Raw genomic sequence first — 14,440 nt, forward strand, 5'->3', positions numbered from 1 at the left:
ATTTCAATGCCTTAAACCAAATTTTTTTGTCTATCTCTCAGGCTTTATGCGCGGTACGTAGGAGGTTAAATTCACGAGGTTCTCTCAGGAACCAGTCACAGTACGTAGGTGGTGGGGATAAAACCTTTAGAAGGTTTGAGGATTTTTATAATAAATCCTCAATTTTTTTGCCATCCATCCATTATCTGGAAAAGTTGTCCCTGGCACTTCCCAAACCCCGGTTGCAAAAGCACCAGCTCCCCACAAAATTGAAAATATATGCGCATCAACTGCTGCTTTTAATTGGTCAGAGTTATTGTGAGCCCAATTGAAGTTATTTAACGTCAAGCACTGGCTCGCATTTTTACCAGCACACAAACTGTAACCATTGGGTAAATGAGCAATATCAACATTAACCCAGGAAACAATATTGCTTAAATCCGGTTGTAAGTTTGGGTCACCAAAAAAATATACCGGAGCAGAACCTTCTTCATGAGCTTCTAAAACAGGCTCATTTTGTGTAGGGATATGGGCCGCTGGGATTTGCCATAACATGGCAGGTATGTAATTTTTTCCTGCTTGTTGTCCTAGCCCTTCACTAATTTTTTTAGTCATTGTTAGAAAATTTTGCCATGCAGCATCATTGTAAAACGTTGCCTGATTCATAAGTAAACTGGGAAATTTACTACTGTAATCATCAGCGCCATAACGATCAAAATAAATAAAATCAGGCTTGTATTTACTGCTAAATAATTCAAAGCGTTTTAAATCGGCCAAAACCTTATCAACATAGGGTTGAACTGCCGTTGCTCCCTGATGAATCCACCATCCCCCTTCAGGCGCCGCGGAAATATTTTCATGAACGCCTAGGGCAACATACGGTCCAAAGTATTTGGCCATCCAGTTTTGGGCTTGTAACCAACCATTAAAATTATCTGAGAAATCGGGAATGTTATTATTTGGAGTTGCCGCGATACACTGAGGCATCACATAATCATTAACACAAGTGGAAAAAGCTTGACCCGCAGTATAATTATCCGTTTTAGACTTTAACCATACCAACAAATCCGTTGGGGTACCCTGAGCCATGACCGGTTTATTATCCCAACCATAGGTGCAATTGGTGTAATCCATTTTTTTAGCCATCATGCAATAAGCATTCGCAAGCGCTTGGCCAACGGGTATATATAAAGACTGAACTGTCTCCACACGATTTGTATTTCCTAAATAGCCAAGCATATCTGGGTTTAATAATATGGTGCCAAAGGTTCCCGTATTGCTGTACGCATTAGCCTCCAACGTTTTAGACAAAAACATGAGATTAAAGAAATGTTTTGTGAGATCATCTACATGAGTCACGCTGTCTGTATTCCAGCCCCCACTGAGTTGCCAGCCGTACTCCACTAAAACAGGATTAACAGGATAGCCCGTATTCGTTTTTATATTTTTGGCCATGTTAATCATATTCCAAATTTTATAAGGGGTTTCAATTTTTCCAGGATCCCCATCACCACCAGCACCATTGTAGGTAAACACTGAATCGATGCGAATATTAGTCGGTTCTTGCAGTGCTCCGTTTGTTATGGTTCCCATGGCTAGGTAGTTTGGCCAACCAGAAACAGTAGCGTTATTTTTAGTTTGACCATAAGAAAGAGGTGAGGTGATTATTGTGAAAAGAATCAAAAAATTGAGAACCATTTTTTTCATTGAATATTTCCAAAGATAAAAAATATTCAAATTATACTATAATTGATCAATTTAATCCAAAAATGATTATGTCCTTATTATCATCTCCATTTTATTTTCTATTTTGTTTCAACTAAATTACAAAGCACTCTCTGAAGCCTTGTTTTCATTAATTGTTTTTTCAAGGATTGCTTTTTTATCTGGCCATTGCTGAATTAATGACTTGTTTAATTGGGAACAATGTTCAGCAAACCAAGGCCCTACTTGCACCAAGATCAATGGTATTTTAGGTTTGATACATGTTTCAAACTCTTTCCGCGCTTCTTTTTTACACAGCTCCTTATTTTCAAGGCAGTTTTTTATAATGTCATCGGTTAATTGCTGCCAATTTTCTGGTGGAGCCACCCCTAAAAAAGATTCAGTCATGATCTTTGCCAAAATATTTTGGCTCATCGATGCAAATTTTTGGGGATCAATTTTTTCTTCGCAAAACTCATGGCGTAAAAGTTCATTGACTTGTTTTCCAACCCGTTCTACTTCATCCATGTTGAAACATGGAGTTAAGTTAGTACCCGATTGTGGGATAGTGTTTGCAATGAGTAAATTGCAGCTTAAAACAAGACCTAGACACATTAATATCCTTATCATGTTCTTATCCTTAATAACGCCCTTAATAAAAATGAATATAGAAGAAAAATCAGGAACATTCTATTTGGCAAGGTTAAAGCGGATACATAGAGCAGTGCCCAAAATTCTGCATCCTTGCTGCATTACCGAAATATAATGTCGCTATCATCAGATTTTATTTCACGAGAAGAACCACTCCCAGGAGCAAGGCCGCATAAATCCTTAGCTTTTTCCTTAAAACCGTGTGCTTGGGAAAGCTTTTTTTGCAAAAACCGGCTAGTGTTGATGGCTTCTTTCGAATTGTCTTGTGACCAATAAGCCATAGTCATTAGAAAAATAAGCGTCAAACCTGTCTCTTCAATAGCACGGTGATAATAAGTTGCTCCGCGTTGCGCTGCCTCTCTCCACCATTGTACTGTTCGGCTCACTCGCAAAAGTGCGGGAATTTGCACATGAATATGTCCCATCTCCAGTTGCGCCCAAAGCATTTGTCTCACCACATTGCGATGGCTTTGCAATACTTGAAACCAAGCCATTAAGAGTTTATGTAAACGCTCTGAGGTATTTAGTTCCATTATTTCTGGTTGCTCTGCTCTTGCCAGCATTGCTTTGTCCGCCCTATCGAAAAAAGCGTCTACCAACTCATTTTTTTCACGGAAACAAGAGCGAATATCCTCTAGATTCACGTTAAGTCGTTTGGCAATATCAAATAACCTCACATTCTCCCATGAAGTTTGTTCCGCAAGAGAGAGTGCAGCATCTACAATTTCATCCACAGTCACGTGTGCTTTTTTCATAGTTAAAGTCCTTTTCTCAAACTCTATACTATAGGTATAGGAACAATTTACTGCCTTCTCAACTTAAAACATGTTTGGTATGACGAGTCACCCTTATCTATCATTGCATGAATAAGGATAACTAAAGACACTTTAAACTTATGAAAACGACTTATGAGGATCAATAACAAATTTTTTAGGCACACCACGGTCAAATTCAACATAAGCACGGGGTGCCTCATCTAAAGTAATAACAGAAACATTGACCGCTTTTGCTATTGGAAGTCGATCGTTTAAAATAGCCATCATTAGACCATAATTATATTTCATTACTGGCGTCTGACCTGTGGCAAATGACAGTGATTTTGCCCAACCTGTACCAAGATGCAAACTCAAAATACCTTTTTTTGCAGCTTTATCTACAGCACCTGGATCTTCTGTGACATATAAACCTGGGATGCCAATGGCACCAGCTGCCCGGGTTACCTCCATCAATTGATTGAGCACCACAGCAGGCTCTTCAATCGTTTTTCCATCTGCAGCATGGCCTCTCGCTTCAAACCCAACGCAATCAATAGCGCAGTCGACTTCAGGCACTCCTAAAATTTGCTGGATTTGTTCACACATAGACACATCCAAAGAGGGATTGACCGTTTGACAGCCAAAGCTTTTGGCATGAGCTAGCCGATCTTCATTGACATCACTAATAATGACCACAGCTGCGCCAAGGAAAAATGCAGAAGCAGCTGCCGCAAGACCAACAGGGCCCGCACCCGATATAAAGACAGTTGATCCTGATTTAACACCCGCTTTGATACAGCCGTGATAACCCGTAGGTAAAATATCAGACAGACACGTTAAATCACGAATTTTTGCTAGGGCCTGATCTTTATCAGGAAATTTTAATAAATTAAAATCTGCGTACGGAATCATGACATATTCTGCTTGCCCTCCAATCCAGCCGCCGAGATCAACATAGCCATAAGCGCCTCCAGCACGCGAATCATTTACATGGAGGCATACGTCCGTAAATTGTTCTTTGCAATTTTTGCAACGTCCACAAGCAACATTAAAGGGAACAGAGCAAAGATCGCCTACCTTGATAAACTCAACATCTGATCCTGCTTCAATCACTTCACCTGTAATTTCATGGCCTAAAACCATTCCTACCGGGGCTGTCGTTCTTCCTCTCACCATGTGCTGATCACTGCCACAAATATTAGTAGAGATCACTTTGAGTATCACTGCATGATTAATTTTGCTTCCTTTAGGATTAACAAATTTTGGGAAATCGATTGAATCAACTTGAACCGTTCCTTTACCGGTATAAATAACACCTCGATTTGTTTGCATTCCATACTCCTTAAAGAGATTAGGTGGAAAAATTCTTTTGATAAAAATCGAATAAAATTCCATTCAACACCTTCAGTTACTCATTTAAGTTTAGCTGTTATTGTCTTATTTTCTACCATTTTGCTGTGCTTGCCCACGGAATCATCCATGAGTGATTACCTGAGCTGAATCCAACGGACTACCCATGAATAAGTCGTGGGGAGGGAAAGTAGGCAGGGGGCATGACATAAAATCAAAATACCTCCATTCAGATAATCACAAAAGCTTACGTTCTGCGCTTTATGCGCAGAATCCAGCTCCGATCTTAAGCATATAAAAGTAGTAAAAAATAATTATTACAATCATTAGTGTACTAAGATGTATATATATATTTACATCTTCTATTGCAGGTACGTTATGGAAAACTATTTGATAAAAACCCCACATCTTGGTTTGCGCTTAATTAAAAAAGGGGATGACAAACATTTAAAACTTATAGAAAGAGATCCAGCAGTTAAAGAGTTTTTTCCTGAAGGTCTTTTAAACGATAAAGACATTAAGGATTATATTGATGAATGTCTGGTTGATTATGAAGAGAAGCATTTGCCCTGTTTTGTTATTTTTAAGCTATCTAATGACGAATTTGTAGGAGAATCCTATTTCAACCAGCTCGAATCTGGAGAAATAAAGGTAGGCTATCTCTTACATCAAAAATTTTGGCATAAAGGGTATGCTACCGAAATATTAAAAGGGCTTTTGCGCTGGGCAAGGAAGAACATAGAAACAGAGTATATTATCGCCTATGCCGACAGGAAGAATACTGCATCATTCCGGGTCATGCAAAAATGCGGTATGAAGTATTATAAAAAAGGGCATTATAAGGATATGGCATGTTATTTTTACCGCATCCGTAATCAATAAAATAAATCCAGGGTGTATTTACATTTCACTGCTTTGGGGCTCACTACAGAAAAAAGTAATTACATTTTTTATTACTTTTTCACAGAGGTTAAGTTGTTCTATCGTTATAAATTCATTAGGATTATGTGCCTGTTTAATATCACCAGGCCCGCAAATAACCGTAGGGATATGCGCATTTTGAATTATTCCCGCTTCCGTTCCATACGAAACTTTTAAGCGCTCCTTTATTCCTGTTACTACACGAACTATCCTCGTGATCGATGAATCCTCAAGAGCACGAAATCCAGGTGCATCAGAGGTTTCATCAAAATAAATCATTGCTTCGGAGTAGGTTTTTCTCATCTCAGGCAGTAGCTCATTATTAATATAATTTTCAATTTGACTGCGAAAATTTTCAATGAGAAATTGATTGATATAACGCACTTCAAGAATAAATTCACAAACTCCAGGAATTACATTCGTTGCATTGCCACCACTGACGATATTGACGGTTATTGTACTGAACGGACAATCATAATCATTATCAAACGGCCCATTTTCTTTTACATAACGAGCGATAGAATTAATATAAGAAATTAAACGACTCCCATACTCGATTGCATTACATCCTTCAAAAGCAAGAGAAGAATGAACCGCTTTTCCCTGTATCTGACAATGATAAAGCTTTCTGGATTTTCCGCCTATTATTGGTCGCATATTAGAAGGCTCCCCAACAATACACCCCTCTGGCCGAATGTCATTTTTTTTAAAAAAATCAATTAAATAATCTATACCGACACACCCTATTTCTTCATCACAAGTAAATGAAAAGTGTATCGGCTTCAACAGGTTCAACTTTTTAAACTCGGGAACAAGAGCGAGAATTACCGCAAGAAATCCCTTCATATCACATGCACCGCGACCATAAATTTTATTATCAGACCTTGTGGCTACAAAAGGATCTGTATTCCATATTTGCCCTCCTACAGGGACCACATCGGTATGACCTGACAGAAGAAGACCTCCCTCTGTTTGCCCATTACTTGCAGGAATTGTTGCAAATAAATTAACTCTGGATTCTGTCGGGCCAGGTATAATTTGCGAATGAATATGATGTAACTTAAACCAGTCATCTATTGTTTCAATGAGTTCCAGGTTCGCCATGTTGGAAATCGAATTGAAGCGGATGAGATGAGCTAACCATTGTAATGTATCCATTACCATCCTTGAGTGGACAATTAATAATCAATTTGGACCACAAATTATAACGTGTCAAGCAGTTGGACTCGTATACACTGCAAAATAAGCGCGTACGGAAGCTGAAAATTATCATTAATATGAAGCAATAAATCCCAGCAGCATCCTTTATTTAGATTATAATTAACTAAAAGGAATTATTTTCCCAAGGAGATTTATGAGAAATCTTCGTTTTAAAAAATCCTCAGTTGGATCAATTGGTGTTGAATTGGAACTTCAACTTATTGATCCGAAATCGTATTCGTTAATTTCCAAAGCCAAGGAGCTGATTAGAAATATTAAAACCGGCCCGAATCAGGTAAGAATCAAACCTGAGATAACGCAAAGCATGATTGAAATTAATACTTCGATCCATCAGTCCCCACAAACCATGTCACAGGAATTATTTGAATTGAAAGCCTATTTGTTAGAGCAAGCATCTAGCCTTGGGATTGCTATGTGCGGCGGCGGAAGCCATCCTTTTCAAAGTTGGGCCATGCAGAAAATATTTCCGACATTAAGGTATAAAAGTATTTCAAGGAGATATCGCTTTTTATCCCAAATGGCGACTGAATTTGGTCAGCATATCCATATAGGCTGCGGAAACTCGGAGAATGCACTTTATCTTACCCACGCGCTCTCGCGATATGTACCTCAATTAATTGCCCTCTCAGCCTCCTCGCCTTTTTATCAGAGTGTTAATACCAACTTTTGTTCATCCCGCTCTATAATGTTTAATGCCTTTCCGTTAAGCGGTGTTATACCTTATTTAATCAACTGGAACGAATTCTCGGACTATTTTTATAAAATGCGACGCCTGGGTATTATCACATCCATGAAAGATTTTTATTGGGATATCAGACCCAAACCCGAATTTGGCACGGTTGAAATTAGGGTTTTCGATACACCCTTAACCATCAAAAAAGTCATTTTAATTACCGCCTATATTCAGGCTCTGGCCATTTATTTATTGGAAGAAAGGCCCACGCAAGTAAGCAATGACCTGTATTATCTCTATAATCAAAACCGATTTGAGGCCAGTCGTTATGGTTTCGACGGTACTTTTATTAATCCTTACACAATGAAGCATGGTTTAATTGTTGACGACATATTTGATACGGCTGAGAAAATAAAAAAATATACGAGTCAATTAGGAAATTCTGACTACGTGGCCCAGTTATTGGATGAGGTAACCAATAAAATTAATGATTCCTTTGTGCTCCTACAAATATTGAAAAAAGTAGGTTCCTTACCTAAAGTTGTTGAAGAGCAATGCCGAATATGGTCCGAAGAGATGAAACAGCAAGAATATCATTACTGAGGATATATCAATGGATAATATGGTTATTGAATCGGATGAAAACGAGTTAAATCTTAATAAACAGCTGACACGCATCATAGGTGACTTTCTGGACCCGCTTGAGCTGGAGCTCCTACTAAAACACGCTAAAATCTCTTCATTCACCGCAGGTGAAACAATTGTGCATCAAGGAAAAAAAGCAGATGGAGTCTATGTCATTCTTGAAGGTACGGTTCGTGTAACCGCACAAATAATGAGCGAAGGCGTCACCAATATGGAAATGCTCCAGCCAGGTTATTTTTTTACGGTAAATAGTCTTATTGAAAATACAGCTTCATCTACATCTTTTATAGCATCTGATGCAGTTCTCTGTATCCATATATCAAGTAGTTACTTTGAATTGCTTGCTGATGATTTTCCGGAAACACGATATAAAATATTACAGGTTGTTGCCCAACAGATTTGCAACCGTTTAAAAACAATACATGACATCATTACTTCTTTTATTTCTAATTCGGATATGACAAGTTTGTCATTTTTTGAAAGAATTATTCATTCATTAAATCAACCCAAAAAAATTATTTTTGAAGAAAGTAAAATCGATAAGCGCGAAATAGAAAATCTACTTTCACTTAAATCATTTACTCAAGATGAAATTGATATCTTACTCAAACAGTTCATTATTTTGAATGCGCCAAAGAATTGTAAACTGGTCAATGAAGGGGATAACACAGCCTCATGCTACTTGGTTATTTATGGTGCGATTCAATCATGCATTATACAAGACAGCAAACTCGCTAAACTCTCGGTGATTGGCCCGGGAACATTAATTGCCAGCATTGGTTGCATTGAAAAAAATGTACCGTTTCATTTTACATTTGTTACCTGCGAACAGACCATTTTATGTAAGCTGACTGAAGCAACCATACAACGGATTAAAGAAAGCAATCCCCAGCTTTGGTATAAATTATTTAATTTAATTTTTGGCTCGCTGGTAGCGCTGAAAAAATCCATTTATAAACTGGATATAAGACTCCATATAGAGAACTATAATAGGTAACATGATATGTGCAGAATATTAACCTACCTTGGTAAACCGATCCTGGTTGAAGAACTGCTCTATAAGCCAGATAATTCATTTATCAAACAAAGTTATAATCCCAAATATATGTCCCATTTACTTAATCTGGCAGGATTTGGTATGGCCGCATGGGACCATACGTCACCTAACCCCCAATTGCCTTATTTGTATAAAACAACGCAATTGCCTTTTTACGATGGAAATCTGTATAACCTCGCCTCTAAAATTTCGCCTTATTGTATGTTAGCGCATTTACGAGGAGTTTCTTATCACGAAAAACAGATTATCTCGAATCAAAATGTACATCCATTCATTTTTTCAGGTTCGAATGTGGTGCTTGCCCATAACGGATCGCTAAGTGAGTTTGAAATAATGCGTTATGATTTACTCGAATACATTGATCCTGAATATGAAAAACATATTCATGGGACTACAGATAGTGAATGGATTTATTCTATTTTTTTATCCCAGCTACCCAGCCCCATAGGCAATTATCAAACTGAAGATATTATTAAGGCAATTATTGAAACTTTAAAAATACTTCATTATGTTCGTCAAAAAAGAAATATAAGAATTAATTCACCAGTTAATCTATTTATAACGAATGGCGAATTTATTGCTGCCACTCGATTTGTTCTGGATTATGGATGGCCAGAACCCGATGATCCATCTCCCTCCGCCCACTCCGGCTATCATTCATTATGGTATACCTTCGGGGATAGTTATGGATTGTATGATAATGAATACAAAATGAAAGCAGGTCCTAAAAAAAGCATTATTATTGCTTCTGAACCTTTGACTGAGGACACAACTACTTGGCTTGAGGTTCCCGAATATACTCTGGTTGTCGCAAGACAGGCAGGAGAAGAAATTAATATAACCTCTCAAGATATTAATTTATAATTCCAGCCCCTGATCAAGAAAATTATTTGGTAAACCCTGGTTGCGAGCAACCAGGCGTATTTTTAGATAAACATCTGATTTGGAGTTTCCACTTTATCATTTGTTTGTTTCACCACAGATAAAGATGCAGGTTGCCAGAACATATCTCGCGGCAGAGAAGTAGATGGAGTTTGGCATTGCTTTAAGGTTTGAGCTTCTGCATTAATCAGCAAGTCAATTAATACATCATTTGCGCTTGCCTGTGGGCGACGCAGAGCTGCGCATTTAGAGGATACTCTTATTTTTTCATTCAGCGGTTTAATCTGACTTTCGTAATTTTTCAGTTGTTTTTCAAGATCAAAGGTATCGCTTGAAGCGAATGATTTTATATAGTTACTCAGGCACAGATCTGAATCCAATTCAAGAAACACCTTAACATCAAATTTATCGCGTAATTGTTCATCCAAAAAAATATCTGCCCCAAAAACAATGACATCGCCCTGCGCACTTTCGATTGCAGATAATAATGAATCGATAGAATTATAAGCAGAACTATCAATTAAGGTAGTGCACTTTTTATTTAATAAAGAATAACATTGTTCACTGAACGCCTTATAATCACTACCTATAGGTCCACAAATAGCTAATATTGTCATTGAAATCACCATGATGAGTAAAAAAGTGGCAATTATACTGCTTTATTAATCAATATGAAACTATTAAATCAAATTATTACTCTGAAGGTTGAGTCGTTTGACCCCAAATAAGAAGCTGGATAAACAAGTCTGGTTGCTTGCAACCAGGATCACTACTTAATCCCCTGTTCTTAGCAAAATCGACCTAGCAAACTCCTCTACCCCCATTTTTATTGATTAGAAAAACCCTCTTCTCTTTTATCCTCGTTGGAGTCAGATTCAGGTTTAAACGTATCTTTATAAAGTGCCTTGAAAAGACGCGAGTCTTTATACGTTTGGTTTGCGACGATACCTCCTGAAACAAGCAGACCAACCCCTGCTGCTAAGGTACTTAAAAGCACTAAAATGGCTTTTCCTAACAAATTAAGGCTTGGAGTGAACTTAAATTTTTGACCTATTGCTTGAAGCTCTTTCTTATTTTCATTATCTGATGGTTCTAGCAAAGCTTGGGCTGTTCTTGCCATGGCTTTCAAAACATCCGTTTTTGTTTCAGGTAAACGAGCTACATCGGTAAGAACTGCTCGAGAGGCATCTAGAATCTCTTTTAAATTATCATTTTGATGTTGCTTATCTTTAAAGTATTGTAGGTTATTAATCTCGTTTTCAGTTTCCTCATTATATTCCAGATGAGCCACATAATGATTGAACATTTCATGTTGAATTTTTGTAATCGTTGATATTAAACCCTCTAATTGTTTCGCTTCATCCAGCTTACCCTTCTTCACTAATGAGTCTTGCCTACCTTTAAGATTGTTAAGCTCATTCGCCAAAACCATTATCTCATTTAGACTTGGTTTTACTGTATTTGATAGATAATCTGCATAGGCTATTAATTGCAAATTCTTCTCTATTTCAGACTTAGCCAGTATATTTTCTTCTTTTAAGTATTGAGCTAATCCTTCATTGGTTACAGTTTTTCTTAATGTTTCCAGCACCTTTCCTACCGCCATTTGTGCTGCTAATTCCTTCTGAAAATTGCTTGGGGAAATATCTTTTTTCAGATAATTATAACAATCAAGTGAGCTGCTAAGACAATTATCAAATATTTTTCCGATTTCGCTTTCTAAAGCCGGTTCGAAAATGTGATCCCGTTCTTGTGCTGGTAAAGTTCCCTGTAGCCTCTGAAATGGCTCCAGTGACACAGCACTTTGTGTAGCAGTTAAATTAAGTAGTTGTTTTTGTTGCTCATCCAGTAGTCTTGTCTGATTCGCTGTATGGTAAAAAAAATCTCCAGCTTCATTTTGAATAAATAGATAAGGTGCATTTCCAGTGCGATTTTTTAATGCGTCCCTGATCTTTAGCTCTTTGTCTTCAGAGCTTAAGTCCAGCTTAAAATCACCTATCTTGATTACATAAGCAATAGTTCCGTCTAATTTATTTAAAATCTCTTTTGTTGCTTCCATCGTGGATTCTTTTGCAAATTGGGATAACTCACCATCATCAAAAGCACATATAGTCTGCATGGAATTATTGAGGCGCAAAAGGAAATCTTTTGTTTCCTCTTGAGTCAGTTTCTCAGCTACACCAGCCAAAGCACATAAAGCAGCATGTTTTAAAATAGCACCTTTCTTATCATCTTGATTCAATTTCTCCAAAATGTTTTTAGCTTTGGGATCAATCAAATAATTATCAAAATCAGTAGGTAGCTGTTTGCTGGCTAAAAGTGCGTCGATGCGATCGATCAATGAAGCTCCAAGGTTTCTTTTGATTTCTGGTGATAAGCTACCCCGGAATTGTTTAATACCTTCGATTAAAAACAGGCAAGATTCTAAGTCTTTATTATTAATGAATTGATCCTTGATCTTATCTATTGCATCTTTATCTTTTGCAGCCAACGCAAGCAATAAGGCAAGTTGGTGATTTTTCGTATCAATATTGGCGATCTGTGGTAATTCTTGGGCTGGATAAAAACGTATATCAGTATATCCAGTGATCAATGAAATCATTAATGAAGCGATTTCGGGGTTGCCATCAGGATAATTTCTTTCAAGGTTTTTCACATATTGCGTTAACTCAAGCTCTTTCCCTGTTTTAAAGAACATCTCTTTTAACACTGGGTAGCCAATAAACTTCCATGGTTGAGGCTGTGATGGATTAAGGGATATTAGGATTTCTGCAGTTTTTTGCATTAATTCAGGGGTTAAATATGCCGCAAATGCTTCTTTTTCCGGGGTGTTACCAAACTCACTTTTAAAATCACGATAATATCGTAGTAATTCCAAATAATTTTTGGGGTTATATGCAGTATGAGCTATTGCTTTACTAATATTCTCTTCGATAATTTTGACTTTTTCTTGTTCGGCTAAATCTGGAACCAAACCTTCTTCTATTTCTTTCCTTGCTTTTTTAGCCCGTATCATTAATTTTGTTAGTTCTTCAATATCTTGTTTATCTTTCATAGCTAAACCAAGTTGGATGCTGGAGCGGAGAAGCAATAAGTCATTGGTAGTCTCGCATTTATTTTCTGAAATTTGCTGAACCAGTGGCGTCCATTTTTCCGAATCTTTTTCTGCAAGCATTGTATAATGCTCAAGGGATGTTTTTTTAATATCAGAAACAAGGTAATCTTTAAAAGGCGTTTTTTTATTTTCATCGATGTTGGCAATAACTGCATCAAGAATTTTTATGCGAAAAGCAGGATTTTCCAAACTTGCCAACATTACATTAGCAAATGCTCCTTCCAGATCTGCAGAAATTGTTTCTTCCTGACTTAATTTTTGATATAGCTCGACTATATTCTCAATATCGTGGGGATGCCAATAAGCTAATACCAATTGCGCATAGATTCCTTTTTGCTTTTCCTTAATCTCTTCTTCTTGTGGTATCGCGTTTAATAAATAGCGCAAAAGTTCCTTACCATCTGCCAACTCCTTCGCATGAGTCTCAATAAACTGTTTCAATTGGCTAATAGAATAACCTTGAATCAACTTCCGAATATAATAATCCTCAGTTTGTTTTCTATTCTTCATATCGACCTTTACAGCATGCATACGGCCGTTTGCAGCGGGAAAATTTTCTGAGTCTACATCCATCCTTTCGACGGTATTGTTCACTTCCTCTTTATCGTCAAAAACAATAAAGTTGCTTGAGGGTTTATGCTGAAGGACATGAAGAATCATTCGTTCCTTACCTCCTTTGAACTTATGCCAATCAACGAATGACTCCGTTTTAGGTTGCAGCTTTTTTCGAATCCTTTCGACCTTTTCGTTATCACGTTTTTGAGTTTCTGTAAGCTCAGCAACTGACTCCATTGGGGCTGCGATCCCAGATGATTCACGTGCCAGTACGGCCTGTTCTCTTTGCTTGGACTCTATCCCAAGAATTTCTTGTTCTCGCATCTTTGGAGGTTCTAGTTTCCTTTGTTCTGTTACATCTAAATCCAAAACGTCCGGATTTTTTTTTCGAATTTTTAATATCCTTCTCTCAAACTTTTCAATCGTATTACGATAGTAACTTCCTAGTTTGCCCTGATCCTTATCATCCACATCCAAATAGGGTGAAGCATTTACGATGACATATCCTGTATTAATTCCCGTTTTTTTTAATTCATCAATCACTAGACAGCGAAAACTTTTGTCTTCTAAATATGCGTCTAATTTTTTCATCTCGAATGATGATAAAATGTTTGCTTGTTTGATCCCCATCGCTTTTAGTGCTTTAAAGAGATTAGTATTGAATTTTCCGGCGCTATCAAGACAAGTCCCATCAACATCTAATAAAATTTCTGGGTGTTCTGGAGGTTTAGGAGATTTTGGTTTTGGCATGATGTTCTACCTGTAACTGCTTACTACATACTACTTACTATAGTATAAATTTCAAGCATACGGATGTGATTCAAATTTTAGAGGAATATGCTCACCGAGTTATTGAAATTAGGCCTTTAACGTTTAATACTGCACTTACTCTAAGTATGTTATATGCCTTTTATGCGAAATACCGGCGAAGT

At 37.3% G+C, this 14,440-nt stretch carries 11 protein-coding genes; 4 read left to right on the plus strand and 7 right to left on the minus strand.

Annotation, left to right across the window (positions count from 1 at the left end):
* Nucleotides 1-126 precede the first annotated feature (126 nt).
* The 4 genes from A8O27_RS03295 to fdhA form a co-directional block, all read right to left on the minus strand.
* Entirely contained in the window at nucleotides 127-1,686 is a 1,560-nt protein-coding gene (locus A8O27_RS03295) for a hypothetical protein (protein ID WP_058460542.1), read from the minus strand.
* A 117-nt stretch (nucleotides 1,687-1,803) separates the two neighbouring features.
* On the minus strand, nucleotides 1,804-2,313 hold the full coding sequence (locus A8O27_RS03300) for a hypothetical protein (protein WP_058460541.1): 510 nt from the start codon (nucleotides 2,311-2,313) through the stop codon (nucleotides 1,804-1,806).
* 122 nt (nucleotides 2,314-2,435) lie between these two features.
* On the minus strand, nucleotides 2,436-3,089 hold the full coding sequence (locus A8O27_RS03305; protein WP_058460540.1) for a TetR/AcrR family transcriptional regulator: 654 nt from the start codon (nucleotides 3,087-3,089) through the stop codon (nucleotides 2,436-2,438).
* A 138-nt stretch (nucleotides 3,090-3,227) separates the two neighbouring features.
* Nucleotides 3,228-4,421 carry a formaldehyde dehydrogenase, glutathione-independent gene (gene fdhA, locus A8O27_RS03310; RefSeq protein WP_058460573.1) on the minus strand — a complete coding sequence of 398 codons (1,194 nt, stop codon included), beginning with the start codon at nucleotides 4,419-4,421 and terminating at the stop codon, nucleotides 3,228-3,230.
* Between the two features lie 396 nt (nucleotides 4,422-4,817).
* Here fdhA and A8O27_RS03315 point away from each other — a divergent pair, with 396 nt between their 5' ends.
* The gene (locus A8O27_RS03315) at nucleotides 4,818-5,321 is read left to right on the plus strand and encodes a GNAT family N-acetyltransferase (protein ID WP_058460539.1); all 504 of its coding nucleotides are present in this window, start codon (nucleotides 4,818-4,820) and stop codon (nucleotides 5,319-5,321) included.
* An 18-nt stretch (nucleotides 5,322-5,339) separates the two neighbouring features.
* On the opposite strand, the gene argE is transcribed toward A8O27_RS03315, so the two are convergent.
* On the minus strand, nucleotides 5,340-6,518 hold the full coding sequence (gene argE, locus A8O27_RS03320) for an acetylornithine deacetylase (protein WP_058460538.1): 1,179 nt from the start codon (nucleotides 6,516-6,518) through the stop codon (nucleotides 5,340-5,342).
* Nucleotides 6,519-6,714: 196 nt separating this feature from the next.
* Between argE and A8O27_RS03325 the strand changes: the two genes are divergently transcribed.
* The 3 genes from A8O27_RS03325 to A8O27_RS03335 are packed head-to-tail and all read left to right on the plus strand — an operon-like array spanning nucleotide 6,715 to nucleotide 9,820.
* Nucleotides 6,715-7,857 carry a YbdK family carboxylate-amine ligase gene (locus tag A8O27_RS03325; RefSeq protein ID WP_058460537.1) on the plus strand — a complete coding sequence of 381 codons (1,143 nt, stop codon included), beginning with the start codon at nucleotides 6,715-6,717 and terminating at the stop codon, nucleotides 7,855-7,857.
* A 10-nt stretch (nucleotides 7,858-7,867) separates the two neighbouring features.
* Nucleotides 7,868-8,896 carry a Crp/Fnr family transcriptional regulator gene (locus tag A8O27_RS03330; RefSeq protein WP_058460536.1) on the plus strand — a complete coding sequence of 343 codons (1,029 nt, stop codon included), beginning with the start codon at nucleotides 7,868-7,870 and terminating at the stop codon, nucleotides 8,894-8,896.
* A gap of 6 nt (nucleotides 8,897-8,902) precedes the next feature.
* Nucleotides 8,903-9,820, plus strand: coding sequence for a class II glutamine amidotransferase (locus tag A8O27_RS03335; protein WP_058460535.1), 918 nt, complete (start codon nucleotides 8,903-8,905; stop codon nucleotides 9,818-9,820).
* Between the two features lie 62 nt (nucleotides 9,821-9,882).
* Here A8O27_RS03335 and A8O27_RS03340 read toward each other — a convergent pair whose 3' ends face one another.
* Nucleotides 9,883-10,455 (minus strand): nucleoside/nucleotide kinase family protein, encoded by a 573-nt coding sequence (locus A8O27_RS03340; protein WP_082642479.1) that lies wholly within the window; start codon nucleotides 10,453-10,455, stop codon nucleotides 9,883-9,885.
* A gap of 209 nt (nucleotides 10,456-10,664) precedes the next feature.
* The gene (locus A8O27_RS03345) at nucleotides 10,665-14,258 is read right to left on the minus strand and encodes a hypothetical protein (protein WP_058460533.1); all 3,594 of its coding nucleotides are present in this window, start codon (nucleotides 14,256-14,258) and stop codon (nucleotides 10,665-10,667) included.
* Nucleotides 14,259-14,440 lie beyond the last annotated feature (182 nt).

The sequence above is a fragment of the Legionella bozemanae genome, assembly GCF_001648595.1.
Taxonomy (GTDB): Bacteria; Pseudomonadota; Gammaproteobacteria; order Legionellales; family Legionellaceae; genus Legionella; species Legionella bozemanae.